The sequence below is a fragment of the Bacillus sp. LUNF1 genome, assembly GCF_011008975.1.
GTDB lineage: Bacteria > Bacillota > Bacilli > Bacillales > Bacillaceae > Bacillus > Bacillus velezensis.
Genome location: NZ_CP048876.1, coordinates 2,129,415 through 2,156,015, shown reverse-complemented (window position 1 = coordinate 2,156,015; position 26,601 = coordinate 2,129,415). Strand labels below are relative to the sequence as shown.

Below are 26,601 nucleotides of genomic sequence, written 5' to 3'. Positions count from 1 at the left end.
GTGACGGAAGTGAATGAACGTGCATAAACGACAGACCGTAACCGCCATTCTTCGCCTGATCGAAAAAGAGACGAAAATAAAAAATGCCGATAATATTTCCCGGACGAATGCCTATAAAGCATATTATGACCGCCATCCTGAGATCAAGTGGCCGCTTTTGGCATCCTTTGTGTCCCGCAATGCGGGCTGGTCGATGACTGATTTAAGAGGCGTCCTTTATCAGGAGGGCCTTGACAGCAGTCAGAAAAACTGGTTTTTCCTTTCGTATGAAAGGGCGAATTGGCTGATTTTTTCTGATGCCTATCCTCAGCTTCTGGTCTACCAGTGGTCAAAACAAATCGGTGAACCTCTTTTCCGTCATCTTCCTTATTTCCGCGTCTCGGCTTTTATGCAGGAAGAATGGTTCCGCTTTTGGCGTGACGGAGATACGGAACGGCTCATGTATGCTCTTATTATAAATGAACAAAACACTATCCAAGCACCTATTATACAAAATCCTTCGTTTAAAAAGAATGTTTTTGGCACGATTCCTTTTTATTTAAGTGATTGGTTTCACTTTAATACGGTGATATTCCCTTCATTTGACGGACATTTATACGGAATTTCCGTCAAACGGTTTTCAAAAACCGAAGAGAGAATTACGCTCGGAAAACAGCTGGCCCGCCTTCTGTTCAGCCCTGATCTTCACGCTTCTTTTTACCGTTTTCTTGATACCGTTCCTCATACCGGTTCACGCTTTGATATGGAGAAAATGATCGGCATCAAAAAAAGAACATCACCGATGCTGAGGACAACCTATCCCATTGTTGCCCACTCATTAGACGGCGAAAGGGCGGATTGGTTTCAAAAAAGGTTAAGAAAAGGGGCTTTCTTACAGGAGAAAATGCCGAAACAGCTTGAACTGACGGACTGGTACTTCCAGAAAAGACGGGAGCTCCATGCGCTCTTCGCAGTTAAAGAGTGGCTGAAGAAATGAAAAAGCCCGAAACCGTTCGCTGGGGTTTCGGGCTGCTGATGTGTTACGTGGAAGGGCGGTTTGGGCCGCCTAATTTTTTATCAAGCGTATCAGTCGTTTTTGCTTCGGTTTTTTGCTGTTTACCTGCATTTTTCGGTCTCGTTTTCATACGGCACCTCCTCAACTGTATCGTTTGCATTAACGTGACGGTTCATACAAAGTTTGCGGCACTTTTTTGTCGAAAGGCACGCCTTTTAGGATAATCTCTGTTTGTTTGCCGAACTGCTTCTAGTTTTGTCATGTGCAGAGGAGAGCGGTATGAAAACGAGAATTATATTCTAAAGAGACGCAAGTGATAAAAGGGAGGAACATGAATGTCTGTTTACACGAGCAAGGCTGATATTCTCCGTCTGCTTTCTGATATCGAAATCCGGATTTCTGCTGCTGAAAAGACGCTTACCCAAGCAGTCAGATCCTGTCAGGCGGAAGCTGAAGAAATCAGGCAGGAGAAACTTTCCCGCCTTGAGGAAGAGACGCGGGAGCTTCATGTTTGTATTGATGACCTGTTTTTGGCTGACCGGCGTAAAAAGGATTTGCCGAGAGCCTGCCGGATCAGCTGATTTTATGCAAAAACTTTGGTACCATATGTACTGAGGTGAGTCCGTTTGCAGACACAGTCGTTATTGGAGCTGACAGAACAAATGATAGAGGCGGTTCTGGAAGCCGAAAAAAGGTATCAGGATGGAAAAGAGTCAGGCCGTTCATATGATTTTTTTGAGATTATTAAACCCGATGTTGAAAAAAGAGACCGGCTTTGCGCGCTTTGGACAGAAGCAGCGCTTGCGTTTATTCAGGAAAACCGTCCGAAATACGTTCATCACGCACAAATTCAGGCCGTTACAGAAAATTTCGGAGAGCTGATGCTCCAATCATATGTTCATCATATTCATAAAAAAAGATACAGGGATTTAACTGAATCTGTTTTATATACGCTTCGTATATTAAGGGATGAAATTGAAAAAGAAGGCAGCTGAAAACGGCTGCCTTCTTTTATATAAAGGGGTCGGGTATGTTATTCATACGCCGGGTTTTCTGCTCCACTTGCTTCGAGAACCTTCATACTGTTTCGAAATTCGGTTGCGGTGAGATGGCCTTGAATATAGAGGAATTTTGCAAAGTCCATCAGTTTATCTGCACAATCTGTTTCATATTTTTTCACTTCAGCAAAACGCTTTCTTAAGTATGATACGTTCATAATGGTGCATCCCCTCTCATGTATGTTGAGATTATGGTAACATAACGATTCGACTTTTTTCTGTTTTTAAAAAATTAAGACTTTCGACAGCATTTGACAAAGATCAGAATCTCCGAAAGCACATAACCAAGGCGGAATTCATACATATATAGCAGAAACTTAGTGAGAGACAAGGGGGAATGTCATATGCAATGGAGAGCGCAGCCATATCAAAATATGTACCAGCAGCCGGCGGGATATTTCTACCCGCAGCAGATACAGCCATTGCAGCAGCCGAGTCCGCAGCAGATACAGCCATTACAGCCGCCGTATCCGCAGCAGATACAGCCATTGCAGCCGCCGCCATATCAACAGCAAGGGCAGTACCCGCAGCAATTTTATCCGAATCAGGAATACGGTCATATGCAGCAGCCGTTTGCTCCCCCTCCTCCTCAGACAGCCATGCCCGGGGGGCAGCCGGGGTTTGTGAATCCTTACCCTGTTCCCAGACCGAATCAGCAGCAGTCTTCCCAATTCTCAGGCATACTCTCCCAGTTTAAAAAAACGAACGGACAGTTTGACTTTAATAAAATGATGGATACAACGGGGCAGATGGTAAGCGCCGTAAATCAGGTCGGATCGCTGGTGAAAGGCCTCACCAGTATCTTCAAATAAAAAGCATGAATGATATCCATCATTCATGCTTATTTTTTAGGGAAAAAGAGGGTAAGCGTCTGTTCATTCCAGGATGTTTCCATATCTTCTTCACTCACCTTATACGGGAGGACAACGGTTCTTGTCATGCTTGAAGACACATGGGATGAATGAGCCTGTTTATGATCGTAGCGGATTGTAACGTGAAGGTAGCACCCTTTCGTTTCCACCAGCATATCCCCGTCACGGAACGTCTCGGGAACGCTGATATCAACCGCGAGGCCCGTCGGCTCTTCTCTGACGTCAATCGTCACTTGCGCTTCAGTAAAAGCCGAATTGACAAGGTGCTGAAAACCCTGCATCAATTCTGCAAAGGGACCTGAGTGAAAAAATTGGTCCATCGCATGGCTGATGATGTCCTCATTTCTTTGCGGATCAAGTTTATCGTTTTGTGATTGATCCATATGACCACCGCCTTTTTACAAACAGACTATGCGATGTTATGCCGTATGGTTAAGAATTGAAGGAAAAAAGAAAGTATGGTTAAATAGTGGAGAATAAACTGGTAACGGATTCACATTTAGGAAGGGGAGCACAACACATTGCTGAAAAAATTATTCGGATTGGGAGACAGCCGGAAAAAGCCGGCCGAGGAAGTGATTTTTTCTCCGGCTGACGGAGCGGTGATGGATTTGGCTTCAGTGCCGGATCCCGTATTTTCACAAAAAATGATGGGGGACGGGATTGCCGTCGAGCCTGCAAACGGAGACATTGTTTCACCGGTTGAGGGAGAAGTGATTCAGCTGTTCCATACAAAACATGCTGTCGGCATCCGCACCCTTTCCGGAGCGGAACTTTTGATACATGTCGGTTTGGATACCGTCAATATGAACGGTGAAGGCTTTGAAGCGCATGTAAAAGAAGGAGACAAAGTGAAAACAGGCGATCTGCTTTTAACGTGCCGGCTGGATTTAATAAAAGAAAAAGCAAGCAGCACCGTCATCCCTATGGTGATTATGAATGGCGATGCCGCAGAACCTTTGCAATTTGCAGGCGCAAATGAAGCGAAAAAAGGACAAACAGAGCTTTTTACGATAAAAATGAAGTAGGCAGGGGCTGATTCCCTGCTTTTTTTCTTGTGAGGATTTTCATCTAGCCAGGCAAACAAATATTCGGTAAACTGTACCTCATAAAGAGGTGTGAACGATGAAGAAAAAATCACTGAGCGAACTGATACAGGAATTAAAAAGTCATGAAAATATTGTGCATTGGCATGAAGAGGAACCGCGGGAGGCGAAAACCATGCCGATGCCGGAGCAAGTAGATCCGAACATTCGGGCGGCTCTCGAAAAGAGGGGGATTAAGCGGCTCTTTACACATCAATACTCCGCTTTTCAGACGGTTCAAAACGGAGAAAGCATTGTGGCTGTCACACCGACGGCCTCCGGAAAAACACTGTGCTATAATCTTCCGGTTCTTCAGTCTATCGCTGAAGATGCCTCAAGCCGCGCGCTTTATTTATTTCCGACAAAGGCGCTCGCGCAGGATCAAAAAAGCGAGCTGAATGAAATCATAGACGAGACGGGCATGGACATTAAAAGCTTCACCTATGACGGAGATACGTCTCCGGCCATCAGGCAGAAAGTCAGAAAGGCCGGGCATATTGTGATTACAAATCCCGATATGCTTCATTCAGCCATTCTTCCCCACCATACAAAATGGGTGAGTCTGTTTGAAAACCTGAAATATATCGTCATTGATGAATTACATACGTACCGGGGCGTATTCGGCAGCCATGTGGCGAACGTCATCCGCCGTTTAATGAGAATCTGCGCTTTTTACGGAAGCAAGCCGTCATTTATCTGCACATCCGCCACAATCGCCAATCCGAGGGAGTTGGCGGAGCAGCTGACGGGAAAATCTGTGCGCCTGATTGACGACAACGGCGCCCCGGCCGGAAGAAAGCACTTTGCTTTTTACAACCCTCCGATTGTAAATAAACCGCTGCATATTCGAAAAAGTGCCACCGTGGAAGTGAACGAGCTTGCCAAAACTTTTTTGAAAAATAAGATCCAGACGATTGTTTTTGCCAGAAGCCGTGTCCGGGTTGAAATTATTTTAAGCCACATTCAGGAGATCGTAAAAAAAGAAATCGGCTCAAAGTCTGTCAGAGGTTATCGCGGCGGATATCTTCCGAAAGAAAGAAGAGAAATAGAGCGGGGGTTAAGAGACGGCAGCATTCTCGGCGTTGTCAGCACAAACGCGCTGGAGCTCGGCGTTGATATCGGCCAGCTTCAGGTCTGCGTGATGACGGGGTACCCGGGCAGTGTCGCGAGCGCATGGCAGCAGGCGGGCCGGGCCGGACGGCGGCAGGGAGAGGCGCTTATCGTGATGGTGGCGAACTCTGATCCGATTGACCAATATATTGTGCGCCATCCTGATTATTTCTTTAAACGCTCGCCTGAATCTGCAAGGATTAATCCCGATAATCTCATTATACTGGTCGATCACCTGAAATGCGCCGCGTATGAGCTGCCTTTCAGAGCAGATGAAACATTCGGAGAAAATGATGCAAGAGACATTCTTGAGTATTTAGAGGAAGAAGGGGTGCTTCACGAAAACCGCGAACGCTATCACTGGGCGAGCGAATCTTTTCCCGCCTCCAACATCAGTCTCCGTTCGGCGTCACAGGAAAACGTGGTCATCGTTGACCGGTCAGAGACGGCTGATGTAAAAATCATCGGAGAAATGGACCGCTTCAGCGCGATGACGCTTCTTCATGATGAAGCGATTTATCTTCATGAAGGGGTACAGTACCAGGTTGAAAAGCTTGATTGGGATCATAAAAAAGCATACGTGCGAAAGGTCGATGTCGAATATTATACAGATGCCAACTTAGCGGTGCAGCTGAAAGTGCTGGACATTGACAGAACGGACAGCAGAAAGAAAACGGCCTTACATTTCGGCGATGTAACCGTGAACGCACTTCCGACAATATTTAAAAAAATTAAAATGACGACATTTGAAAATATAGGATCAGGGCCGATTCACCTTCCAGAAGAAGAACTGCATACCAGTGCTGCCTGGCTTGAATTGAAAGAGACGGATTCGGAGATCGGCGAAAAAACGCTTGAACAGCTGCTTTTAGGCATTGCCCACGTCCTGCAGCATATCGTGCCTGTATACGTCATGTGCGACCGAAATGACGTGCATGTCGTGCCGCAAATCAAAGCCGCACATACCGGACTTCCGACAATCTTTCTGTATGATCATTATCCGGGCGGAATCGGACTTGCTGATGAAGTATATAAGCGATTTGATGAAATCACTGAAGGGGCTGAGCGCCTGATCAGACAATGTCCATGTCAAGACGGGTGTCCTTCCTGCATCGGTTCCGAAATAGAAGGAATAGATGCAAAGAAAGCGATACTCCGGCTCTTGAATTACGTGTAAAAGAAAAGGGGGACGAAAGATGTCCTTGAAAAATAAATTAAAGCGGATGAAAAATCACCTGAATGTGCCGGAAGCTGAAAAAAAGCCGGCAGCTTCACAACTTTCGGTCCCGGATATTCAAGTCCCATTTAGAGAAGAATGGGAGGCATTCGGAGTGAAGCCTTTCTTTTTTGAGGATGAATACTGTCTTATCCGCGAAACCGTCTATCCGCTTTCGCACCGTCACGGACGGTACAGCTTCAGTGAACTTGATGACGTCATGGCATTATGGAATAAAGGCGGTTTGACACATACTTTATCAGCAGAAGGATACGAAAAAAGCCAGCTGTTCTTCTTTGATACTGAAACGACCGGCCTCGGCGGCGGGGCCGGCAATATGATCTTTTTACTCGGTCATGCAAGAGTGTATGAAGACCGTGTCGCGGTTAAACAGCATCTGCTTCCTAAACCGGGAAACGAGACGGCTCTTTACAAAAGCTTTTTAAGTGAGGTTGACATTACGTCTCTTGTTACGTATAACGGAAAAGCCTTTGACTGGCCGCAGGTAAAAACTAGGCATACATTGCTGCGGGACAGGCTTCCGAAACTTCCTGACTTCGGACACTTTGATCTTCTGCACGGAGCGAGACGGCTTTGGAAACATAAATTAGAGCGTGTATCGCTTTCGGCGGTTGAAAATGAAGAGCTTGCTTTTAAAAGGGACGAAGACACCCCTGGTTATTTGGCGCCGATGCTGTATTTTCAATTTTTAAAGGCGGAGGACCCGGCTCTTTTAAAGGGAGTGCTCTCGCATAATGAACAAGATGTGCTTTCCCTCATCGCTCTTTACATCCATATGTCAAAAAAGATTTTTGCATCTTCTGATCAGACGTCAGAACGTCAGGAAGCATACGCCATGGCGAAATGGTTTATCGCTCATAAAGAAACCGATCGGGCTGTTTCACAGCTGGAAGCGCTGCAAGGCAAAGCCTTTGAAGATTCAGATCGGGCCCTTTTTGACTTAGCAATGCTTTATAAAAAACAAAACCGCAGGCAAGACGCCGTGCCCCTTTGGGAGAAACTGACGGGCTCTGATCTTCACATATGCAGACACCAATCAGCGGTAGAGCTGGCGATCTATTTTGAGCATCACGCAAAAGATTACAAAAAAGCGCTGCAGGCCGCGCAGCAGGCGGCAGAAGACGGGGAAATATCGGAAAAAGAAGCCGAGAAGCTCCATGTGAGAATTGCCCGGCTCAAGAGGAAATATTCCTCTTGAAATATTGCCCGGGAAAGCGCAAAAGCCGAGCTGTTTCGCCAAAAATATTTTTTTCTGAATCCGCATCGATTTTGTTGTAGAATGGTGCCGCATCTTGTAAAATAGCGTTAGTTATTTATAGGGGAGAGTTGGTATGTATAAAGGTGTTTTTTACTTGTTCTTTGTCGTGGTTTTTTTGATTGCGTTTGTGTTTTCGAATTTTAAAGACAGCTTGCTGACGCACTTTTAAATTGGGTGATTGAATTAGAACATGCACCCTCTTTTCTTCATAACCTAACAGTGTAATAAAAGTTAATGGAGAGGGGATTTAGCATGTTTCATCATCATTGTTGCAGACCAAACGTGATGCCGCCGATTGTCCATCCGACTCATTGCTGTGAACACCATTGTTTTTCTAACACAGTTGTGCCGCATATTCATCCGCAACATACAACTAACGTAAATCACCACAACTTTGAGCACGTTCATTACTATCCGCACACTTTTTCAAATGTTGACCCGACAACTCACCAGCATTTTCAGTGCGGAAGCCCTTGCTGCGATCATTAGTATTGAACGCTTAAGCAAGATCGGTTAGGATATCAGCAAATCAAAATGGGGCCCGATGGGGAGCCCCATTTTTTAAGCAGGTGATCAATTGAAAGTATTAGCCGTAACAGGATACAAGCCGTTTGAACTCGGGATTTTTAAACAGGATGACCGGGCGCTTGTTTATATAAAAAAGGCGATAGAAACCAGACTCAGAAGCTTTATTGACGAAGGCTTGGAATGGATTCTCATATCCGGACAGCTGGGGACTGAGCTTTGGGCGGCAGAAACGGCGTACGATCTCAGAGAAGAGTATCCGGAATTAAAGGTTGCCGTTATCACGCCTTTCTACGGCCAGGAGGAAAAGTGGAAGGAGCCGAATAAAGAAATGTATGAAGCGGTGCTTGCTCAGGCAGATTATGAGGAGAGCCTGACGCATCGGCCGTACGAAAGTCCGCTCCAATTCCGGCAGAAAAACGCGTTCTTTATTGAAAAGTCAGATGCGCTTTTGCTTTTATATGATCCTGAAATGGAAGGATCGCCGAAATATATGCTGCAGCAGGCAGAAAAACGCCGTGAAACAGACGGATATCCGATTTATTCGATTACGATGGATGATCTCCGTGCCGCCGTTGAAGAAGAAGATTTCTTTACATAACACGTCAGAGAATATTTGACAACGGGACGTGTTTCTGAATAAAATATAACATGATGATTCACGATATGAGGTGAAAAAGATGCTTGCTGATAAAGTAAAGCTTTCTGCGAAAGACATTTTGGAAAAAGAATTTAAAACAGGCGTTAGAGGTTACAGACAAGAAGACGTTGACAAATTTTTAGATATGATTATTAAGGATTATGAAACCTTTCATCAAGAAATTGAAGAACTGCAGCAAGAAAATCTGCAGCTGAAAAAACAGCTTGAAGAAGCAAGTAAAAAACAGCCGGTGCAGTCCAATACGACCAACTTTGACATTCTCAAAAGGCTGTCCAACCTTGAGAAACATGTATTCGGCAGCAAACTTTATGACGAATAAGGCAGATGCACTTGTCAAATGAGACAAGTTGCTTTATAATGAACAAGTGTTCTTAACGTTCGGGTAATCGCTGCAGATCATTGAATCTGTAGAGGAAAGTCCATGCTCGCACGGTGCTGAGATGCCCGTAGTGTTCGTGCCTAGCGAAGAAATAAGCTAGGGCAGCCTTGATAGGCTGACGGCAGGAAAAAAGCCTACGTCTCCGGATATGGCTGAGTATCCTTGAAAGTGCCACAGTGACGAAGTCTCATCAGAAATGGTGAGAGTGGAACGCGGTAAACCCCTCGAGCGAGAAACCCAAATTTTGGTAGGGGAACCTTCTTGAAGGAACTGAACAGATAGAAGGACAGAATACTTTCTGTAGATAGATGATTGCCGCCTGAGTACGAGGTGATGAGCCGATTGCAGTACGACGGAACAAAACATGGCTTACAGAACGTTAAACATTATTGATATGACAAATTAGAGCTCTCCTTAAAAGGGGAGCTTTTATCTTGAATGAAATGAAAGCTTAAAAGAGACAGGGTGATACGATGAAGAAGTACACACTAATAGCGACGGCGCCGATGGGAATCGAAGCGATCGTCGCCAAAGAAGTGCGTGATTTAGGTTATGAATGCAAAGTAGACAACGGAAAAGTCATCTTTGAAGGAGATGCGCTTGCGATCTGCCGCGCTAACTTATGGCTGCGGACGGCTGACCGCATCAAGGTACAGGTCGCCGAGTTTCAGGCGAAAACGTTTGATGAGCTGTTTGAAAAAACAAAAGCGATTGACTGGCGCGCGTACATTCCGGAAAACGCAAAGTTCCCCGTTATCGGAAAATCCGTGAAATCAGTGCTTGCCAGTGTGCCTGACTGCCAGCGGATCGTCAAAAAGGCGATAGCGGAAAAGCTGAAACTGCAATCAGGAAAACAAAATGAATGGATTGAAGAAACGGGACCCGAGTATAAGGTGGAGATTTCCCTTTTAAAAGATAAAGCCGTACTTACACTGGATTCATCAGGAACAGGCCTTCACAAACGGGGATACAGGGTTGATCAGGGAGGAGCTCCGATTAAAGAGACGCTCGCTGCCGCGTTAATTCAGTTAACCAACTGGACGCCTGACCGTCCGTTCGTCGATCCGTTCTGCGGTTCCGGCACGATCGCCATTGAAGCCGCTTTAATCGGACAAAACATTGCTCCCGGTTTTAACCGTGATTTTGTTTCAGAAGACTGGGAATGGATCGGAAAAGAACTGTGGGACAAGGCGCGTCTTGAAGTGGAAGAAAAGGCGAACTATGATCAGCCGCTGCAGATTTTTGCCAGTGATGTGGATCACCGGATGGTAAACATCGCCAAAGAAAACGCAGAAGAAGCGGGACTTGGGGACCTGATTGAATGCAAACAAATGCGGGTGCAGGATTTTACGACAAAACTCGAATTCGGCGTAATCGTCGGAAACCCTCCGTACGGCGAACGGCTCGGCGAAAAAAGGGAAGTCGAGCAGATGTATAAAGAAATGGGCCGGGCGTTTGAATCTCTTGATACATGGTCTGTCTACATGTTAACGTCAAATGAACAATTTGAAGAGGCCTACGGAAGAAAAGCAACCAAAAAACGGAAGCTTTTTAACGGTTTTATCAAAACGGATTATTATCAGTACTGGGCTAAAGTGCGGCCGCAGCGGAAAAAGCCGCAACAAAGAGAAGACGCCTGAAACAGCGTCTTCTCCGGCATCTTTACGTTTATTCTGCCATTACCAGCGGTGCGCTTTTGCGTTGCTCCGTAAAATAATGTTGGTCTGGGACATTTCGGTGTGGCCGTTCACTTGTGATTTAGAGCGTTTCGGCCGCGTCCAATTGTGATGAAACAATTCAGAATGCTGATCTAATCGATCTTTATAACTCATGTAACCATCACTCCCGGGTAGAATAAATTTGTGAAGATGGATATTCGATCGAATATCTGTTGTAGTTTGTGCAGGTCAGGTGAGGATCATTCAGAATGGCATGTATAGAAAGTGAAACATCGGCATAGAATGATGATTATTTCTATTTGAGAGGTGATCTTATTTTATGCTGAACAGCGAGCACTTCAGTAAAATACAAAAGGCGTTAGACGCAACTGCTTTCCGGCTGGAGGAAGCCGGAGCGGAGTTCGGTCCTTCCGCCATGACACACGCACAGGAAGAACTTGAAAATGCGGTAAAACATACACATTCAACAGACCATCCGTTCCTATGTACACATATCATTAACCGGAAATGATCATGACAAAAACTTGGCGAGGCCAAGTTTTTTTGTTGTATTGAAAAGGGTTAAATGATATTATAGATGGTCTGAATGCCGAATAGTTAGGGGTTGGAGTTGGGTGACAACATCACGTTTGCCTTTTGCTTTAACAAAAGAAAAGAATTTTTACGAAGAATTGAACAATTGGATTGGTGACGTGTTTTACGATATCCTTCCCGAGAAAGGCTTTGACCTTCGGGATGAGCAGGTATTTATGGCGTTTCAGCTTGAACGGGCATTTAAAGAGAAAAAGGTCATGTTCGCTGAGGCAGGAGTCGGTACGGGGAAAACGCTGGTGTATCTGCTGTTTGCCATCAGCTATGCCAGATATACGGGTAAACCGGCCATTATCGCATGCGCCGATGAAACGTTAATTGAACAGCTTGTCAAAAAAGAAGGCGACATTTCCAAGCTGACAGAACATTTGGATCTGCAGATTGATACACGGCTGTCCAAATCCCATGAGCAGTATCTGTGTCTGAAAAAGCTTGAGAAAACAATGCAGCGTTCTGATGATGAAAAGTGGCTGGATCTTTATGAGTCGCTGCCTTCATTCGTACACGAATCACAAGCGATGCAGCGCTTTTATCCGTACGGCGACCGCAAACAGTACGCTGATTTGACGAATGAAGAGTGGGCAGGCGTCAGCTATGATTCCTTCCAAGATTGTTTAACTTGTGATATGAGACATAGATGCGGTTTAACACTTTCAAGAGATCATTACAGAAAATCAACGGATCTGATTGTTTGCTCCCATGATTTCTACATGGAGCATGTATGGACGGAAGAATCACGTAAAAGGGAAGGACAGCTGCCGCTTCTGCCGGATCACAGCGCCGTCGTGTTTGATGAAGGACATCTGCTGGAATTCGCCGCGCAAAAAGCGTTAACCTATCGCGTGAAGCAGTCGACGCTTGAGCTGTTTTTAGAGCGTCTGCTTCAAAATGACATCAGAGAGGAATTCGCCGAACTGATTGAAGATGCCCTTGCCGCAAACGATGAGTTTTTCTATGTGCTGTCAGAGGAATCGAAGGAAATCGCCGGCTCTTACCGATTGGACATCCAAAACGACCAGCGTGTTAAGCGTGCGGCTGACGAACTGTGCCGTCTGCTCGATAAAATCGGTGAGGCGCTCGTATTTGAATCGGAAATGTATACGATTGATAAGTACGAGCTGTCAGTCGTAGAAGAATACGTCGAACAAATGGCATATTCGCTGTCGCTGTATCAAAAGGATGCCATCAGCTGGCTTGAAACGCGGGATACAGACTCAACGTTTGTCGTTATGCCGAGAACTGTAGCCGAAGTTTTGGGAGAAAAGGTCTTTTCTAAAAAGATTCCTTATATTTTCTCATCGGCCACTCTTTCTGAGGGCGGTTCATTTGATTATATCGCTGACAGCCTTGGAATCCGTGATCCTTTATCATTTACCGTTGAATCTCCGTACGATTACGAGGAGCAAATGTCTGTTGCGCTTCACGGTGATATGACGTCTGAGCAGAAAACAGCCGAAACGATTGAAACCATTAAGAAGAATGAAGGACGCACCCTCGTTCTTTTCCCTTCCTTTGAAGACATGAAGGAATTTAAAGAACAGGCTGCCGCGTGGGAGCTGCCGTATCCGATATACTACGAAGGTGACGAAGAGATCAGCAGTCTGGTCGAAAAATTCCAGCGGGATGAAGAATCCGTGCTTTGTTCCGTCCACTTATGGGAAGGTCTTGACATTCCCGGTGACTCGCTCCGGAATGTGACCATTTGGGCATTGCCGTATCCGCCTCATGATCCCGTGTTTACCGCAAAGCGGAACGGATCGAAAAAAGATCCGTTTGAGGAAGTTGATCTGCCGTACATGCTCTTGAGAGTCCGGCAGGGAATCGGCCGCCTCATCCGTTCTAATCAGGACAGCGGAACTATATCCATTTATGCGGGCGGAGAAAGTGAACGGGTATTGGACGAAGTCAAAACGATCTTGCCTGTTACACCGAAAATCGTATAAAAACAAAAGCTGCAGGATTCTTATCCTGCGGCTTTTTTAAATCCGGGAAGTTGACTTTATCACGGCATTCCATTAGCCTGTAATTGATAGTGAAAAGGGAGGGGAATGGATATGGATTTACATACATATGAAAAAGAGTTTTTTAATCTGTTAAAAAGAGTATCCCACTATGTCGAAGCCATTGCACTTATGCACTGGGACTTAAGAACGGGAGCCCCGAAAAAAGGCTCTGATGACCGGGCGGAAAGCATCGGACAGCTGTCGGCTGACGTTTTTCAAATCCAGACATCCGACCGGATGAAAGAGCTGATCGACATCCTTCTCGCGCATGCAGAAGAGCTCTCTGAAGATACAGTGAAAGCGGCGGAACTTGCGAAAAAAGATTATGATCATAATAAAAAAATTCCTGAAGATGAGTATAAAGAATATGTCATTTTAACATCGAAAGCTGAAACGGCTTGGGAGGATGCAAAGGCTGACTCTGATTTTTCTATGTTTGCTCCGTACCTTGAGAAGCTGATTGATTTTAATAAGCGGTTTATTTCGTATTGGGGCTATGAAGATCATCCATACAATGCATTGCTCGATATTTTCGAACCGGGTGTTACGGTAAAGGTGCTGGATCAGCTGTTTTCTGAATTGAAGGAAGCGATCATTCCGCTTATCAAAAAAGTGACGGCATCCGGCAATAAACCGGACACAGCCTTTATCACAAAAACGTTTCCGAAAGAACAACAAAGAGACCTCTCCTTGTATTTCTTAAAAGAGTTCGGGTATGATTTTGACGGCGGCCGCCTGGACGAGACGGTGCATCCGTTTGCGACGACAATCAACCGGGGCGATGTACGGGTGACGACCAGATATGACGAAAACGATTTCCGCACGGCGATTTTCGGAACGATTCATGAATGCGGGCATGCGATCTACGAGCAGAATATTGACGAAGCGCTGAGCGGAACGAACTTATCTGACGGTGCATCCATGGGAATTCATGAATCCCAATCGTTATTTTATGAAAACTTTATCGCCAGAAATCAACATTTCTGGACCGCCTATTATGAAAAAATGGTTGAGGCTTCGCCTGATCAATTTCAAGATGTGAAAAGAGAAGATTTTGTACGCGCTGTCAACGAGGCGAAACCGACCTTTATCCGAATTGAAGCCGATGAGCTGACGTATCCGCTTCACATTATTATCCGTTATGAAATTGAAAAAGCGATTTTCAGCAATGAAGTGACAGTGGAAGAACTGCCTGCATTGTGGAATCAAAAATATCATGATTATTTAGGCATTACGCCGCCATCTGACGCAAAAGGCATTTTGCAGGACGTACATTGGGCGGGCGGCGATTTCGGCTATTTCCCTTCCTATGCGCTCGGATATATGTATGCGGCACAGCTGAAGCATACCATGCTTGACGATCTGCCTGAATTTGATCAATTAATAGAACGGGGCGATTTTGAGCCGATTAAACAATGGCTGACAGAAAAGGTTCATCAGCACGGAAGACGCAAAATGCCGCTTGACATCATAAAAGATGCAACGGGAGAAGAGCTGAACGTTCAATATCTCATTGAGTATCTCGTCGGCAAATATTCAAATTTATATTTATAAACGAAACGCCCGGCATACACCGGGTGTTTTTCTAAAAATTCTAAAAACACGAATAATCGAAACCGATTCTTTGTAAAAGTTCGGAAATATTCAAATTTCACTATGCAAAAGAAGTGTATCTTGTTATAATTTGATTAATATCATACGAACACTCATATAATCGCGTGGATATGGCACGCAAGTTTCTACCGGTCACCGTAAATGTCCGACTATGAGTGAGCAATGGGACGGCTTTTATTCGGCCGTTACGTGTAGATCATTCGGCATTGCTTGCTCTTTTTATTGAGAGCGAGCAATGCTTTTTTTATTTTTTTATAAGCGGGGGTAATCATTGTGGAAGCATTAAAACGAAAAATAGCAGAAGACGGAATCGTTCTTTCTGATCAAGTGCTGAAAGTGGATTCTTTTTTAAACCATCAAATTGATCCGGTTCTTATGCAGCAGATCGGCCGGGAATTTGCGTGCCGTTTTGAAAAAGACGAGATAACCAAAATCGTCACAATTGAATCTTCGGGCATTGCCCCTGCGGTGATGGCCGGCCTTGAACTCGGCGTTCCCGTCATCTTTGCGAGAAAAAGGAAGTCTCTCACATTAACGGATGATCTGCTGACGGCGTCCGTCTATTCATTTACGAAAAAAACAGAAAGTCAGATTGCCGTCTCCGGAAATCATCTGTCGAAAGATGACCGCGTGTTAATCATTGACGACTTTTTAGCGAACGGACAGGCGGCAGAAGGACTTTTATCCATCGTAAAACAAGCAGGCGCAGCGGTTTGCGGGATCGGAATCGTCATTGAAAAGTCATTTCAGCCGGGAAGAGATGAGCTGGTGAAAAAAGGATGCCGGGTTGAATCGCTGGCGAGAATTCAATCGCTTGAAGACGGAAAAGTGACATTTGTACAGGAGGTCCGTTCATGAAAAACGGCTATGCCAAAACACTTTCCCTCGGTATCCAGCACGTGCTTGCCATGTATGCCGGCGCCGTCGTCGTTCCTTTAATTGTAGGAGCGGCATTGGGACTGAACGCAGAACAGCTGACATATCTCGTATCAATTGACATTTTTATGTGCGGGGCGGCTACGCTGCTTCAAGTATGGAGGAATAAATATTTCGGCATCGGCTTGCCCGTTGTGCTCGGCTGTACGTTCACCGCGGTAGCGCCGATTATTTCGATCGGTAAGGAATACGGGATTTCAGCCATTTACGGAAGCATTTTGGCATCGGGTCTGCTTGTCATTCTGCTGTCGTTTTTCTTTGGTAAGCTCGTATCCTTTTTCCCGCCTGTCGTAACCGGATCTGTCGTGACGATTATCGGGATGACCTTGATGCCGGTCGCGATGAATCATATTGCCGGCGGGGAAGGCAGCGAGGATTTCGGTGATCCGGCTAACCTTGCCCTCGGATTTACGGTGCTCGTCATCATCGTGCTGCTTTATCGGTTTACAAAAGGATTTTTGAAATCCATTTCGATTTTAATCGGCATTGTCATCGGGACGGCCATCGCGTATTTTATGGGAAAAGTGCAATTTGACAATGTGGCGAATGCTGATGCCATTCAAATGATTAAACCGTTTTACTTCGGGACGCCGACATTTCATGCGGCACCGATTATTACGATGTCCATCGTTGCCATTGTCAGCCTTGTTGAGTCAACCGGCGTCTATTTCGCTCTCGGTGACCTGACAAACCGGCGCCTGTCTGAACGTGATTTAGCAAAAGGCTACCGTGCGGAGGGCCTGGCGGTATTCATCAGCGGCATTTTCAATGCTTTTCCGTATACGGCCTATTCCCAAAACGTCGGCCTCGTGCAGCTGACAGGAATTAAGAAAAACGCGGTCATCGGTGTCACGGGCGCACTTTTAATGCTCTTCGGCCTTTTTCCGAAAATCGCAGCCTTCACGACCATCATCCCGTCTTCGGTACTGGGAGGCGCGATGGTGGCCATGTTCGGCATGGTCATTTCCTACGGCATTAAAATGCTCAGTCAAATTGACTTTAAAAAGCAGGAAAACCTTCTGATCGTCGCATGTTCGGTCGGATTGGGACTCGGTGTAACCGTCGTTCCCGATATGTTTAAGCACCTGCCGTCTTACTTAAATCTGCTGACCACAAACGGAATCGTCGCCGGAAGCTTTACCGCCGTCCTTTTGAATATTATTTATAATATGATTCCTAAAACGAAAAAAACCCTTGATGTGACAAGGGTTCAAGAGGGTTAGTTATCTGTTTTCTTTAAAATAACATCTTATTTTATCCAGATCGAGGATGCTTCCGAAAGTTTGCTGAACTTTTTGTGAGGCATCCTCTTTTTTTATTAGTTTCATTGTTTGAAAAGAAACTAAATTGAGTGATGCGGCATCCGCCTTATTTCGCGGAAAAACCGTCCCGGACTATATGTACGTGAACGAGTATCTTGTGCACGAATTCTTACAAAAGAGAGTAAAAGAAGGGAAAGCCCCTTCTTTTAATTAATCCATCCTTCAAAAGTTGCGCGATAGAACCCTTCGATTATCTCTACTTTCTTAAGGTAATATGTAACACCATTCTTAACAGTTGTATTTGGAATATCCCATCTATGAAGGTAATCCATTGTAAAAGAATCTTTGGTCGCTTGTGTCGAAATTTTTGTTTGAGTTGAGTCGATATTTGTATTACTAGGGCTAGATGCAAAAGCAGGGGCAGCGGAAACGAGTAAAGCGAGAGACAAGGCAAAACCAGTTAAAACTTTTTTTAATTTCATTTTTAACACTCCTTTGTTTTTTTGGTACAATTGTATTATTACATGCAATACAAAAATAACCAAGGGTTTTTTTGTTAATGTTTTGTGAGCGTGAATTTAGTTAGGAGCGATCCTTTCATTCACTGTTGCGGCTTATGTCAGGATATTGATAAGTATATAGAGAAAAAGAGTTGAATATTGCTGGCCTCTGGTGAACTTTAGATATTTCAATGCTTTTCCAACGGGGAAGATGTGATAGTAACTTAATCAATTGTACAAAAGTAAAAACTTTATTTAAAATGTTATAAATACGAATTTTCAATATAGGAGGTTATCTGATGGCAGAAAAGAAAAAAGCTTTAATCATTGTGGATGTACAAAAAGCCTTTGATGATAAAAAGTGGGGAGAACGAAATAACGTAAAGGCGGAAGAAAATATCAGCAAAATACTGAAATTATGGAGAGAAAAAGGATGGACAGTCATATACATACAACATACTTCTGATAAACCTGGTTCTTTATTTTATCCGAAAAATGAGGGGGTTGCTATAAAGGAAATCGTTAAACCTATGGATAAAGAAGTCATTATAACCAAAAAAGTAAACAGCAGCTTTATTGGGACTAATCTAGAAGAGCTTTTAAAAGCAAATGATATAACAACTGTCGTAATCACTGGCTTGACTACGCCGCACTGTGTTTCAACAACCACAAGGATGAGCGGTAATTTAGGATTTGATACATACCTGATTTCAGATGCAACAGCAGCCTTCGGAATGAGAGACCAAAATGATACATATTATGATGCAGAGACTATTCACAATATATCTCTGGCAACATTGCATGATGAATTTGCCACAATATTAACGACTGATCAATTAATCAATGATTTTATAAAAACAAACTGACTAACATTATGGCTAAGGGCGGCGGTGGATATAGGCGGCTGAAAAGCATATTCAGGCGCATACAAGGACCTCGTCGGAAAATACGGGGATTACCGACTCTTTTCATCGTCGCAATATCGATTGAAAAAGGCATCTGCTTCAGATGCTTTTTTTGTTTCTTGTAAACCGGTTTCGGTAAAAAATGATCGGCGGTTAACGGTCTGATTCGGCATCGGTTTTGAATAACAAAAGGCTTTACTAATCAGCGAATTATTCAAGATTTTTTGGCTTGTGCTGAGGCTCTTTGTTAAGACATTTTGGATCGATCACATTTTTAAGATCTTTGATGGTTAAAGGCTTACAGTCATCTTTTAATTCGTAACCTAATTGTCCATTAGCTTCTAAAGTGGCATATATATCGGATCAATTATTAAGGTCAGTGAAACTAAAAAAAGGGGACAGAGCCCCCTTCATATTCGTACCAGCGCTCAAAATTCCCATACCAGATTCCGTTCCATGATAAAACAATTATTGACACCGTCAAAATAGATATTTGGAACTTCTTTTCTGGAAAACAAACATGGAACAAAATGATCTGCTGCACAAGTTCTTAACCCTTAGTTTCTTTAATACAGAACATGTCAATAGTTTTTAATTTTGACACTTCTTTAATATAGAATTGAGAAAAATAATGTCTGGTTGAAAAAAGTAACATGTTAGCAATCATTTATTCTCTTATCGGCACGGTAACATACGGATTATTTTTAGTTGTTACTTAGAACAAACATTCCGCGTCATGAAAAATCAGCTTTTGTAGACGGCTGTCCAAGTGCCATCAGCACCATGGAAGGTGATGTTGTCTAAATAATAGGTGATTCCATTCCGGTAAATTGAAGTAGGATAATCAGGGCCGGAACCATTAAGTATGAACGTCGCCAAAGCAGATACTTCCTTCGTTTTACTTTCTGCAGAAGGTGTATCAGCAGGACCTGCGGCAAAAGCAGGGGCGGCAGAACAGAGTAAAGCGAGTGATAGGGCTGATCCGGCTAAAGCTTTTTTCATTTTCATTGTAAACACTCCTTTTCTTTTTTAATACAATTGTATTATTACATATTATGTTAAATAAGTACATGCTTATCTTTGTTAATTTTTTGTGAACAAACAGATAATCTATTTAAACGCAGAGATGAAATAAGTATGATGATGAAGCAATTATCATCTATAAAAATAAAATCAGGAAGTGGCTGATTTTCTCAAAAATCATCTACTCTTGCGAAATGAGGAGTTGCATGACATTTACAGAACGGGCGGTAGCTATTATCAAACAGATTCCTGAAGGAAAAGTGATGACGTATGGTCAAATTGCCGATCTTGCGGGAAGTCCGCGGGGAGCGAGGCAGGTTGTGAGGATTCTTCACTCCATGAGTAAAAAGCATCGTCTTCCTTGGCACAGGGTCATCAATGCAAAGGGCGAAATCGGATTGAGAGACGAAGAGATGTTTTCTGTACAGAAGCTGTCTCTTGAAGCTGAGGGGGTAGCGGTCACGTCAGACGGACGGATCGATCTCAATTTATACGTCCATGATCCGAATATGTAAAAAAACCTGCCGTATATCGGCAGGTTTTTCAGTTATATGCTGCGAGCCGGCCAGAAAGGTTTTGCCGGATATAAGGCCATTCCTCCCGAAGGATGGAGTAGTAGGCAGTATCTCTGAGGCCGCCGTCGACAGCCGGAATATGCGCGCGGCGGATTCCTTCAAATTGGGCACCGATCCGCAAAATCGCAGTCCGTGAGCGCTGATTGCGAACATCGGTTTTCAGTGTCACCCTGACAGCTTGCCACACGTCAAACGCATGGGTCAGCATCAGAAGTTTACATTCCGTATTGACACCGGTCCGCTGCACGGCAGAGGCATACCATGTGCTGCCGATCTCACACACTTCCGGAGCTGCATCTGTCGGCCGCGTAAACACTTCCACATCCATAAACCTCGTGCTTCCGACGATTCGGTCTGTTTCAAGACTCCGTACTGCAAAAGGCAATGCAAGTCTTTTTTCATAATCGGAAAGCGCGCGCTCAATATAACGCTTTGTTTCTTCGATTCCGTCAGGAACATGGGTGTAAGCGTAAGTCGTCCTATTTCCTGAAGCAGCTTCACAAAGTGCCTGAGTGTGATCAATCGTCATCGGCTCTAACTGAACGAGTGACCCTTTAAGAATGACGGGTTTCAGCATGCTTATCACAACCTTTTTTTATGAATGGGTCAAGTATAGTCGAACGGTTTATCACTCAAAAGGGCCAATTTTAAATTAAAATGGCATGTCAGTGAAATCCTCGATTCAAACTTATGCATACATTCAGGAAAAAAGCGGAAACCTTTATGTGAAGAGGTGATGGGCATGGCATATGTGTTATCGGTCGGAACCAGCATTCCGGAATATCATGTCTCGCAAGAAACGGCGGCAGATTTTGCGAGAGGGATGTTTGCCGATTCATTTAAGGATATTGACCGGCTGTTAAAAGCCTTTCAAAACGGCGAAATTGAATCAAGGCAGTTTGTCCGGCCGATTGAATGGTATAAAACGGCACGGGGTTTTTCAGAGAAAAACCGGCTGTATACGGAAGAAACCGTCAAGCATAGTGCGGATGCGGCACTTGATTGTTTAACAAACCCGGATTGTTTAACAAATCCCTTTCCATATGAAAAAGTGGATGCGATCTTTTTTATTTCCAGCACCGGGCTTTCGACACCCAGCATTGAAGCGAAAGTGATGAATCAGCTTCCGTTTTCTGCGAAAACAAAACGGATACCGATCTGGGGTTTAGGATGCGCGGGCGGAGCGGCCGGCCTGTCCAGGGCGTACGAATACTGCCGCGCGTATCCTGAAGCATACGTGCTTGTTATCGCGGCTGAACTCTGCAGTTTAACGTTTCAGCCGAACGACAAGTCAAAAAGCAACTTAATCGGAACTTCCCTGTTTGCGGACGGAATTGCCGCAGTACTAATCGGAGGAGAAAAGGCGAACCGAAACGAAGTCAAACAGCCGCTTCTTCCGCGGATATTCGCCACTCAATCGGTGATGATGCCGGATGCGGAAGATGTGATGGGCTGGGAATTCACCGACAGCGGTTTTCAAGTCATTTTTTCAAGAGATATTCCCACCCTGGTTTCACAGTGGCTGAAGGACAATGTTGATGAATTTTTATTTGAATATGGCGTCAGTCCTCACGACATTAAAACCTTTCTTGCCCATCCCGGCGGGAAAAAGGTCATTGACGCCTATTTAACGAGTCTTTCAATGGACACCGGTCAGCTTGCGGCATCTCGGAAGGTGCTGCAAAAACACGGGAACATGTCTTCCGCAACTATTTTTCATGTGATAAGAGAACAGTTGCTTCACGGGCGGCAGAAAGAAAACGAAAAAGGGCTGATCGGCGCTCTCGGGCCGGGATTTTCGTCTGAGCTTTTGCTGTTCAGCTGGGAAAAGGGGGCTTCTTAATGTTTTGGCTGTTTATCATGCTGCTTGCGGCCCAGCGGATTGCGGAGATGATTGTGGCCCGGCGCAATGAGCAAAAGGTGAAAAAGCAAGGCGCAGTCGAATACGGAGAAGGACATTATCCCTTTCTCGTCCTGATGCACGTGCTCTTTTTTGTCTCTCTTACAGCTGAGGTGGTGGCGTTTCAAAAAACGCCTTCTCCAAGGTGGGCCGCCATTATATGTATTATTTTATTTGTACAGGGGATCAGGTATTGGGCGCTATTATCATTAGGGCGGTATTGGAATACGAAAATCCTTGTCGTGCCGGATGCGGAGCTTGTCAGAAAGGGGCCGTACAGGTGGATGAAGCACCCGAACTACGCGGTCGTCATCTTAGAATTTATTTTTCTGCCGCTGTTATACGGAGCGTATTGGACACTGTTTCTCTTTTCGATTCTCAATGCCTGCATGCTCACTGTGAGGATTCGCGCCGAAGAGAAAGCGTTAGAAGAAAACACCGCAAAATAGAGATTGAAAATCATTCTCACTCATGATAAGATGTAAATATGAAAATGATTCTCATTCAAGGTGGTGCCGAAAATGACAATGTTATTTTTATTTGCAGCCGTTTGTACATACAGTGTTTTAATTGGTTTCGTATTGAAAAAAGTTTCGAATAAATCAATGTCTTCTTAAACATCTGCGGTTTTTCCTGCCGCGGGTGTTTTTTCTTTATCAGCTGCCGATATCGGCGGCTTTTTTGCGTTTCCTGAAGAAAAGTGAGCCATTCTTGTGTAAAATGGGGGAGAGGTTTTTTTCAGAGCTTTCTAAAAATGAAAACGTCATTTGATGCGACAGACACAAAGGGGTAAAGACACATGACAGAAGAAGAACGCCATAACAGGGAGATTTTCAGCAGAACGGGTGCCTTATACGCACAATTTTTGGATCATCAGGATAAAAAACGGGCCGATCAGCTCGCGGCCATTATGAAAAAAGCGGCTGATGAAGAGGTTTATATCGCGTTTACCGGGCATTATTCGGCCGGAAAGTCCTCTTTATTAAACACATTGCTCGGTGAAGACATACTGCCGACAAGCCCGATTCCTACAAGCGCCAACCTCGTTGTCATCCGGCACGGTGAAGATAAAGTCGTGCTTCATACGACGGACGGGGCTTATGCAGAAATTAAAGGAAGTTACGATAAAGAACAAGTGCAGCAATTCTGTAAAGACGGTGAGCAAATTGAAACGGTGGAAGTCTATGCCGGCTTTAAGGAGTCAGAGCCTCATGCGGCCTACATCGACACACCGGGAATTGATTCGACGGACGAAGCGCATTTTTTATCGGCGGCTTCGGTTCTCCATCAGGCTGACGCTTTATTTTACGTCGTTCATTATAATCACGTTCATTCAGAAGAAAATATGCTGTTTCTCAGCTCCATCAAAGACCGTATTCCAAATTTATTTCTGATCGTCAACCAAATTGACAGACATGATGAAACTGAAACGAAGTTTGAAGAGTACCGCAGGCAGGTGGAAGATATGCTTGAAGGCGCGGGAATACCGAAAGAATCGCTTTTCTTTACGTCTGTCACTGAGCCTGACCATCCTTTAAACGGCATGGAACAGCTGAAAAAACATCTGCAGAAGCTGAAACAGCAGGCAAAAACAAATTTATGGTCTTTAACGGAGAGAAAAGTTGCACACTTAGTCAAAGAGCATACAGAGATGCTCGTAAAAGATGATAAAAACGGCAGCGGAGAGCAGTTTGACAAACAAGAAGCACTTGTCCGTTCTGTTGAAGGTGAGCTTAAAAAAGCCGTTCAACAGGCTGAAACAGCAGAGAAAGACATCAGAAAAGACGTGCAGAACATATTGCAAAACGCTAATCTGACACCCTTTGAGATGAGGGAGCTTGCATCTGCTTATATTGAATCACAGCAGCCCTCATTTAAAACCGGATTATTCTTTTCAAAAGCGAAAACGGCTCAGGAGAAAGAAAGAAGGCATGCTGAATTTTTTGCCGATATTAAAAAAAGAACGGAAGGGGAAGCGGATTGGCATATTATCGACACATTTACGAAAGCGGCCAAGCGGTATGAAGCGGATTCGGACGAACTGATCAGGAAAATCCAGGCGTACCGCACACCGCTTTCTGATGATATCACCGCTCAGGCCCTTAAGCAGGGAGCGGCCTTTTCATCTGAATACGTATTAACTTATACGAAAGACCTCGCTGAAATGATCAGAAGGGAAGCCAAAAGACAGACAGCGGAACTCATTGAGGAGCTGACCGCTTATGTTCAGACAAAAAACGGACCGCTCATTGAGAACTTGAAAAACCGGCTCGAAAAAGAAAAGAAAATAAGGGATGAGCTCGCGCAATCGGTAAAAGAAGAACGCAATGCCTTGGAAAAAGCAGCCCGAGTCCGCGCTTTGTGGGAAGAAGAATTGACCTGTGATACGGGAAGCGGCGACTGGTATACGCGAAAAAAACGCCTTGCAAAAGCGCCCGTCCAAAAGAAACCAAAAGAGGCTGTACAGCATGAAGTAAGCAAGCCCGAAAAAAATGCGATGAAGGAACTTCCTATAAAAGAGCAGACTGATCGGTTCTATGAGCTTGCCGGGATTCTTGAATCCTCGAGCATATTAGGAAAACAGGCAGAAGCCTTTCGGAGTAGGATTGAGCGGCTTGAAAACCGCCAGTTTACCTTGGCGTTATTCGGCGGATTCAGTTCCGGTAAATCATCATTTGCAAATGCGCTTGTCGGTGAATACGTGCTTCCGTCATCACCGACGCCCACAACGGCTACGATCAACAAAATAACGAAACCGCAAGACGGCAAACCGCATAAATCTGCGGAGATCGTTTTTAAAACGGAGGAGGAGCTGGACGCTGAAATGCTTCAGCTGACTGAGCTGAAAGATGCTGATGTAAAAGGGCGTTCACTGAAAGAGAGATGGAATTATGCCATTAAAAAGGGAAAAGTTCCGGATGAACTTATCCCGGTGATTCAGACGATGCTGCAGGCGTTTGATACGTACGAAGAACAGATCCGTCAAAGGCTGACACTGACGGTGCCGGTTGAAGATTTAAAACCGTACGCAGCCGAAGAAAAAACGGCCTGCTGCGTAAAAGAAGTCACCGTGTATTATGATTCGCCTCTCACGCAAAAAGGCATCACCATTGTTGATACGCCGGGAGCAAGCAGTATAAACAAGCGCCATACGGAACTTGCCTTTCAATATATAAAAGATGCTGACGCGTTCTTTTATATGACGTACTATCAGCATTCTTTTTCAAAAGGAGACAGGTCTTTTCTGAAGAAACTCGGCCTCGTCAAAGAATCATTCGGCATGGATAAAATGTTTTTTGTCATTAACGCCGCCGATCTGGCCAAAACCGAAAGCGAGCTGGAAACCGTCAAAGACTATGTCCGCTCGGAACTCTCAAAAGAGGGAATTAACCGGCCGAAATTATATCATGTCTCAAGTAAAGAAGAGCTTGCGGGTAAAAAAGAAGCTTTTTATAACAGGTTCTCTGATGTAAGAACCGGGCTTGAGCACTTTATTGAGGAAGATGTAATGAAGGCCAGCTGCGCCCAGCTGAAAACAGAGGCGGACAAGCTGTGCGATATGGTGGAACAGCTTCACGAATCTCTTCACCAGTCGGCAGAAGAAAAAGAGAAAAAGAAACAGCGTCTGGAGTCTTCCTATGAAAAAGCTCTCGCTGACATTTCAAAGCGCCGTACGTCTGAGGTCATCATTCGAAAAGTGATGAAAGATACGGAAGAACAGCTCTATCACATTAAACATCGCCTGACGTTTTATGCGAATGATATGCTGAAAACCGCCTTCCATCCGGGCCTTCAAAACGGCGATTGGAAACAAAATATATCAGCGGCGCTGAATGAAGCGCTCAAGGAATTCCGTTTTGAATATATTCAAGAGCTGAAAACGCTCGATATCCGGATGACCGGTTTTATTGAGCGCCATATGGCTGAGGAATGGATGGAAAACTGTCAGAAGAAGCTTATGGAAGACGGAGATTTCTCCATTTATGTCAGCGGTGAAAACGAATTTGCCGTTCAGCTGAAAGAGGTCGCTCCGGTCATTGACGTCTCGGCATTCTCACATCACGTAAAGGAAGTTAAATCACCGAAGCAGTTTTTTGAAGAGAACGGAAAAGCAGCGTTTGTGGAAGGGCTCAGGCTTAGCCTGCAAAAAGTGACAGAAAAGTGGCTTGAACAGGAGAAAGAAAGCCTTTCAGAGCGATATGCTGAGCAGGTGCGCCGTCTGCAAGAAGACATGGCGGATAAAAGCCTGTCCCAGATCCGCGAGCAGCGGGACACTTATTTACAAGGTCTTGCGGAAAATACGAGTGCAAGGGAAATTGAACACCTTTACGAAGCCGAAAAAGCATGGAAAAAGAAAGATGAAATGCTGAAAATTTAAAAATCCGGTTGGCGGGCAGATAACAGTCGTGGTAGACTAAAATGAAAAAAAAGCGA

29 protein-coding genes, 1 other RNA gene, 2 pseudogenes and 1 riboswitch are annotated in these 26,601 nt (G+C 44.6%); of the genes and pseudogenes, 24 read left to right on the top strand and 8 right to left on the bottom strand.

All coding sequences use genetic code 11. The features are described 5' to 3' along the window. Positions 1-13 precede the first annotated feature (13 nt). Positions 14-976: a DUF2515 domain-containing protein gene (locus tag G4O42_RS10355; protein WP_032873275.1), complete on the top strand. Its 963-nt coding sequence runs from the start codon at positions 14-16 to the stop codon at positions 974-976. A 43-nt stretch (positions 977-1,019) separates the two neighbouring features. Here G4O42_RS10355 and sspM read toward each other — a convergent pair whose 3' ends face one another. Beyond that, positions 1,020-1,124 carry an acid-soluble spore protein SspM gene (gene sspM, locus G4O42_RS10350; protein ID WP_003153525.1) on the bottom strand — a complete coding sequence of 35 codons (105 nt, stop codon included), beginning with the start codon at positions 1,122-1,124 and terminating at the stop codon, positions 1,020-1,022. Between the two features lie 205 nt (positions 1,125-1,329). On the opposite strand from sspM, the gene G4O42_RS10345 reads away from it, so the two are divergent. Further along, a complete protein-coding gene (locus G4O42_RS10345) occupies positions 1,330-1,575 on the top strand; it encodes a DUF5446 family protein (RefSeq protein WP_032873277.1) in 246 nt (81 codons plus the stop codon). 45 nt (positions 1,576-1,620) lie between these two features. Next, positions 1,621-1,989, top strand: a complete 369-nt coding sequence (locus G4O42_RS10340) for a YppE family protein (RefSeq protein WP_007409492.1) — start codon at positions 1,621-1,623, stop codon at positions 1,987-1,989. A 38-nt stretch (positions 1,990-2,027) separates the two neighbouring features. Here the strand turns inward: G4O42_RS10340 and G4O42_RS10335 are convergent, their stop codons facing one another. Further along, on the bottom strand, positions 2,028-2,210 hold the full coding sequence (locus G4O42_RS10335; RefSeq protein WP_003153532.1) for a YppF family protein: 183 nt from the start codon (positions 2,208-2,210) through the stop codon (positions 2,028-2,030). Positions 2,211-2,396: 186 nt separating this feature from the next. Between G4O42_RS10335 and G4O42_RS10330 the strand changes: the two genes are divergently transcribed. After that, positions 2,397-2,864, top strand: coding sequence for a YppG family protein (locus tag G4O42_RS10330; RefSeq protein ID WP_029973659.1), 468 nt, complete (start codon positions 2,397-2,399; stop codon positions 2,862-2,864). A 29-nt stretch (positions 2,865-2,893) separates the two neighbouring features. On the opposite strand, the gene G4O42_RS10325 is transcribed toward G4O42_RS10330, so the two are convergent. Then, complete coding sequence (locus G4O42_RS10325) at positions 2,894-3,307, bottom strand: Hsp20/alpha crystallin family protein (protein ID WP_017418017.1); 414 nt, start codon at positions 3,305-3,307, stop codon at positions 2,894-2,896. Positions 3,308-3,445: 138 nt separating this feature from the next. Here G4O42_RS10325 and G4O42_RS10320 point away from each other — a divergent pair, with 138 nt between their 5' ends. The 9 genes and pseudogenes from G4O42_RS10320 to G4O42_RS10280 all read left to right on the top strand — a co-directional run bounded on the left by G4O42_RS10320 (position 3,446) and on the right by G4O42_RS10280 (position 10,819). After that, entirely contained in the window at positions 3,446-3,952 is a 507-nt protein-coding gene (locus G4O42_RS10320) for a PTS sugar transporter subunit IIA (RefSeq protein WP_012117833.1), read from the top strand. A gap of 97 nt (positions 3,953-4,049) precedes the next feature. Beyond that, the gene (locus tag G4O42_RS10315) at positions 4,050-6,296 is read left to right on the top strand and encodes a DEAD/DEAH box helicase (RefSeq protein ID WP_032873279.1); all 2,247 of its coding nucleotides are present in this window, start codon (positions 4,050-4,052) and stop codon (positions 6,294-6,296) included. Between the two features lie 19 nt (positions 6,297-6,315). Next, positions 6,316-7,554 (top strand): ribonuclease H-like domain-containing protein, encoded by a 1,239-nt coding sequence (locus tag G4O42_RS10310; RefSeq protein WP_012117831.1) that lies wholly within the window; start codon positions 6,316-6,318, stop codon positions 7,552-7,554. 121 nt (positions 7,555-7,675) lie between these two features. Beyond that, a pseudogene (locus G4O42_RS10305) lies at positions 7,676-7,783 on the top strand (hypothetical protein); the annotation flags it as partial. Between the two features lie 83 nt (positions 7,784-7,866). Then, positions 7,867-8,103 (top strand): spore coat protein CotD, encoded by a 237-nt coding sequence (gene cotD, locus G4O42_RS10300; RefSeq protein ID WP_003153539.1) that lies wholly within the window; start codon positions 7,867-7,869, stop codon positions 8,101-8,103. A gap of 88 nt (positions 8,104-8,191) precedes the next feature. Next, entirely contained in the window at positions 8,192-8,740 is a 549-nt protein-coding gene (locus tag G4O42_RS10295) for an SLOG family protein (RefSeq protein ID WP_007409499.1), read from the top strand. 79 nt (positions 8,741-8,819) lie between these two features. After that, positions 8,820-9,119, top strand: coding sequence for a cell division regulator GpsB (gene gpsB, locus G4O42_RS10290; protein WP_003153541.1), 300 nt, complete (start codon positions 8,820-8,822; stop codon positions 9,117-9,119). Between the two features lie 55 nt (positions 9,120-9,174). Then, an RNA gene (gene rnpB / locus G4O42_RS10285) (RNase P RNA component class B) lies at positions 9,175-9,556 on the top strand. A 96-nt stretch (positions 9,557-9,652) separates the two neighbouring features. Further along, positions 9,653-10,819 (top strand): THUMP domain-containing class I SAM-dependent RNA methyltransferase, encoded by a 1,167-nt coding sequence (locus tag G4O42_RS10280; protein ID WP_022553050.1) that lies wholly within the window; start codon positions 9,653-9,655, stop codon positions 10,817-10,819. A gap of 39 nt (positions 10,820-10,858) precedes the next feature. Here the strand turns inward: G4O42_RS10280 and G4O42_RS10275 are convergent, their stop codons facing one another. Beyond that, complete coding sequence (locus G4O42_RS10275; protein ID WP_003153548.1) at positions 10,859-11,011, bottom strand: YpzG family protein; 153 nt, start codon at positions 11,009-11,011, stop codon at positions 10,859-10,861. Between the two features lie 166 nt (positions 11,012-11,177). On the opposite strand from G4O42_RS10275, the gene G4O42_RS10270 reads away from it, so the two are divergent. The 5 genes from G4O42_RS10270 (at position 11,178) to pbuX (ending at position 17,225) form a co-directional block, all read left to right on the top strand. Next, positions 11,178-11,369 (top strand): hypothetical protein, encoded by a 192-nt coding sequence (locus tag G4O42_RS10270; protein ID WP_003153550.1) that lies wholly within the window; start codon positions 11,178-11,180, stop codon positions 11,367-11,369. Positions 11,370-11,472: 103 nt separating this feature from the next. Next, positions 11,473-13,392 (top strand): ATP-dependent DNA helicase, encoded by a 1,920-nt coding sequence (locus G4O42_RS10265; RefSeq protein WP_032873281.1) that lies wholly within the window; start codon positions 11,473-11,475, stop codon positions 13,390-13,392. 111 nt (positions 13,393-13,503) lie between these two features. Beyond that, positions 13,504-15,006, top strand: coding sequence for a carboxypeptidase M32 (locus tag G4O42_RS10260; protein WP_032873282.1), 1,503 nt, complete (start codon positions 13,504-13,506; stop codon positions 15,004-15,006). A 132-nt stretch (positions 15,007-15,138) separates the two neighbouring features. After that, positions 15,139-15,238, top strand: a riboswitch (purine riboswitch). Between the two features lie 101 nt (positions 15,239-15,339). Beyond that, positions 15,340-15,924: a xanthine phosphoribosyltransferase gene (xpt, locus tag G4O42_RS10255; RefSeq protein ID WP_032873285.1), complete on the top strand. Its 585-nt coding sequence runs from the start codon at positions 15,340-15,342 to the stop codon at positions 15,922-15,924. Continuing rightward, positions 15,921-17,225: a xanthine permease PbuX gene (pbuX, locus tag G4O42_RS10250; RefSeq protein ID WP_032873286.1), complete on the top strand. Its 1,305-nt coding sequence runs from the start codon at positions 15,921-15,923 to the stop codon at positions 17,223-17,225. The genes xpt and pbuX overlap by 4 nt, the downstream gene beginning before the upstream one ends. A 245-nt stretch (positions 17,226-17,470) precedes the next feature. Here the strand turns inward: pbuX and G4O42_RS10245 are convergent, their stop codons facing one another. Beyond that, complete coding sequence (locus G4O42_RS10245; RefSeq protein ID WP_032873289.1) at positions 17,471-17,746, bottom strand: hypothetical protein; 276 nt, start codon at positions 17,744-17,746, stop codon at positions 17,471-17,473. Positions 17,747-18,063: 317 nt separating this feature from the next. On the opposite strand from G4O42_RS10245, the gene G4O42_RS10240 reads away from it, so the two are divergent. Continuing rightward, the gene (locus G4O42_RS10240) at positions 18,064-18,630 is read left to right on the top strand and encodes a cysteine hydrolase family protein (RefSeq protein ID WP_007612138.1); all 567 of its coding nucleotides are present in this window, start codon (positions 18,064-18,066) and stop codon (positions 18,628-18,630) included. Positions 18,631-18,879: 249 nt separating this feature from the next. Here G4O42_RS10240 and G4O42_RS19985 read toward each other — a convergent pair. Together G4O42_RS19985 and G4O42_RS10235 are read right to left on the bottom strand one after the other, a co-directional pair. After that, a pseudogene (locus tag G4O42_RS19985) lies at positions 18,880-19,023 on the bottom strand (DUF421 domain-containing protein); the annotation flags it as partial. A 390-nt stretch (positions 19,024-19,413) separates the two neighbouring features. Further along, positions 19,414-19,677 carry a hypothetical protein gene (locus tag G4O42_RS10235; protein WP_032866282.1) on the bottom strand — a complete coding sequence of 88 codons (264 nt, stop codon included), beginning with the start codon at positions 19,675-19,677 and terminating at the stop codon, positions 19,414-19,416. A 221-nt stretch (positions 19,678-19,898) separates the two neighbouring features. Between G4O42_RS10235 and G4O42_RS10230 the strand changes: the two genes are divergently transcribed. After that, positions 19,899-20,207 carry an MGMT family protein gene (locus G4O42_RS10230; RefSeq protein WP_007612133.1) on the top strand — a complete coding sequence of 103 codons (309 nt, stop codon included), beginning with the start codon at positions 19,899-19,901 and terminating at the stop codon, positions 20,205-20,207. A gap of 28 nt (positions 20,208-20,235) precedes the next feature. Here G4O42_RS10230 and G4O42_RS10225 read toward each other — a convergent pair whose 3' ends face one another. After that, positions 20,236-20,844, bottom strand: a complete 609-nt coding sequence (locus tag G4O42_RS10225; protein WP_032873292.1) for a GNAT family N-acetyltransferase — start codon at positions 20,842-20,844, stop codon at positions 20,236-20,238. A gap of 165 nt (positions 20,845-21,009) precedes the next feature. On the opposite strand from G4O42_RS10225, the gene G4O42_RS10220 reads away from it, so the two are divergent. The 4 genes from G4O42_RS10220 (at position 21,010) to dynA (ending at position 26,545) form a co-directional block, all read left to right on the top strand. After that, on the top strand, positions 21,010-22,110 hold the full coding sequence (locus tag G4O42_RS10220) for a type III polyketide synthase (RefSeq protein WP_032873295.1): 1,101 nt from the start codon (positions 21,010-21,012) through the stop codon (positions 22,108-22,110). Then, on the top strand, positions 22,110-22,616 hold the full coding sequence (locus G4O42_RS10215) for an isoprenylcysteine carboxyl methyltransferase family protein (RefSeq protein WP_032873297.1): 507 nt from the start codon (positions 22,110-22,112) through the stop codon (positions 22,614-22,616). Before G4O42_RS10220 ends, G4O42_RS10215 begins: the two co-directional genes overlap by 1 nt. 72 nt (positions 22,617-22,688) lie before the next feature. Further along, on the top strand, positions 22,689-22,784 hold the full coding sequence (gene fbpC / locus G4O42_RS10210; RefSeq protein WP_025284905.1) for a Fur-regulated basic protein FbpC: 96 nt from the start codon (positions 22,689-22,691) through the stop codon (positions 22,782-22,784). A 182-nt stretch (positions 22,785-22,966) separates the two neighbouring features. Beyond that, complete coding sequence (gene dynA / locus G4O42_RS10205) at positions 22,967-26,545, top strand: dynamin GTPase (protein WP_032873299.1); 3,579 nt, start codon at positions 22,967-22,969, stop codon at positions 26,543-26,545. Positions 26,546-26,601 lie beyond the last annotated feature (56 nt).

What these genes read in the sequence shown, in the direction of transcription:
- G4O42_RS10240 (WP_007612138.1), top strand. Translation starts at nt 18,064, where the DNA reads ATGGCAGAAAAGAAAAAAGCTTTAATCATTGTGGATGTACAAAAAGCC.
- fbpC (WP_025284905.1), top strand. Translation starts at nt 22,689, where the DNA reads ATGACAATGTTATTTTTATTTGCAGCCGTTTGTACATACAGTGTTTTA.
- G4O42_RS10325 (WP_017418017.1), bottom strand. Translation starts at nt 3,307, where the DNA reads ATGGATCAATCACAAAACGATAAACTTGATCCGCAAAGAAATGAGGAC.
- G4O42_RS10335 (WP_003153532.1), bottom strand. Translation starts at nt 2,210, where the DNA reads ATGAACGTATCATACTTAAGAAAGCGTTTTGCTGAAGTGAAAAAATAT.
- G4O42_RS10315 (WP_032873279.1), top strand. Translation starts at nt 4,050, where the DNA reads ATGAAGAAAAAATCACTGAGCGAACTGATACAGGAATTAAAAAGTCAT.
- gpsB (WP_003153541.1), top strand. Translation starts at nt 8,820, where the DNA reads ATGCTTGCTGATAAAGTAAAGCTTTCTGCGAAAGACATTTTGGAAAAA.
- dynA (WP_032873299.1), top strand. Translation starts at nt 22,967, where the DNA reads ATGACAGAAGAAGAACGCCATAACAGGGAGATTTTCAGCAGAACGGGT.
- G4O42_RS10310 (WP_012117831.1), top strand. Translation starts at nt 6,316, where the DNA reads ATGTCCTTGAAAAATAAATTAAAGCGGATGAAAAATCACCTGAATGTG.
- G4O42_RS10220 (WP_032873295.1), top strand. Translation starts at nt 21,010, where the DNA reads ATGGCATATGTGTTATCGGTCGGAACCAGCATTCCGGAATATCATGTC.
- cotD (WP_003153539.1), top strand. Translation starts at nt 7,867, where the DNA reads ATGTTTCATCATCATTGTTGCAGACCAAACGTGATGCCGCCGATTGTC.
- G4O42_RS10275 (WP_003153548.1), bottom strand. Translation starts at nt 11,011, where the DNA reads ATGAGTTATAAAGATCGATTAGATCAGCATTCTGAATTGTTTCATCAC.
- G4O42_RS10230 (WP_007612133.1), top strand. Translation starts at nt 19,899, where the DNA reads ATGACATTTACAGAACGGGCGGTAGCTATTATCAAACAGATTCCTGAA.
- G4O42_RS10235 (WP_032866282.1), bottom strand. Translation starts at nt 19,677, where the DNA reads ATGAAAATGAAAAAAGCTTTAGCCGGATCAGCCCTATCACTCGCTTTA.
- G4O42_RS10280 (WP_022553050.1), top strand. Translation starts at nt 9,653, where the DNA reads ATGAAGAAGTACACACTAATAGCGACGGCGCCGATGGGAATCGAAGCG.
- G4O42_RS10355 (WP_032873275.1), top strand. Translation starts at nt 14, where the DNA reads ATGAACGTGCATAAACGACAGACCGTAACCGCCATTCTTCGCCTGATC.
- G4O42_RS10330 (WP_029973659.1), top strand. Translation starts at nt 2,397, where the DNA reads ATGCAATGGAGAGCGCAGCCATATCAAAATATGTACCAGCAGCCGGCG.
- G4O42_RS10215 (WP_032873297.1), top strand. Translation starts at nt 22,110, where the DNA reads ATGTTTTGGCTGTTTATCATGCTGCTTGCGGCCCAGCGGATTGCGGAG.
- G4O42_RS10345 (WP_032873277.1), top strand. Translation starts at nt 1,330, where the DNA reads ATGTCTGTTTACACGAGCAAGGCTGATATTCTCCGTCTGCTTTCTGAT.
- sspM (WP_003153525.1), bottom strand. Translation starts at nt 1,124, where the DNA reads ATGAAAACGAGACCGAAAAATGCAGGTAAACAGCAAAAAACCGAAGCA.
- G4O42_RS10260 (WP_032873282.1), top strand. Translation starts at nt 13,504, where the DNA reads ATGGATTTACATACATATGAAAAAGAGTTTTTTAATCTGTTAAAAAGA.
- G4O42_RS10270 (WP_003153550.1), top strand. Translation starts at nt 11,178, where the DNA reads ATGCTGAACAGCGAGCACTTCAGTAAAATACAAAAGGCGTTAGACGCA.
- G4O42_RS10245 (WP_032873289.1), bottom strand. Translation starts at nt 17,746, where the DNA reads ATGAAATTAAAAAAAGTTTTAACTGGTTTTGCCTTGTCTCTCGCTTTA.
- pbuX (WP_032873286.1), top strand. Translation starts at nt 15,921, where the DNA reads ATGAAAAACGGCTATGCCAAAACACTTTCCCTCGGTATCCAGCACGTG.
- G4O42_RS10225 (WP_032873292.1), bottom strand. Translation starts at nt 20,844, where the DNA reads ATGCTGAAACCCGTCATTCTTAAAGGGTCACTCGTTCAGTTAGAGCCG.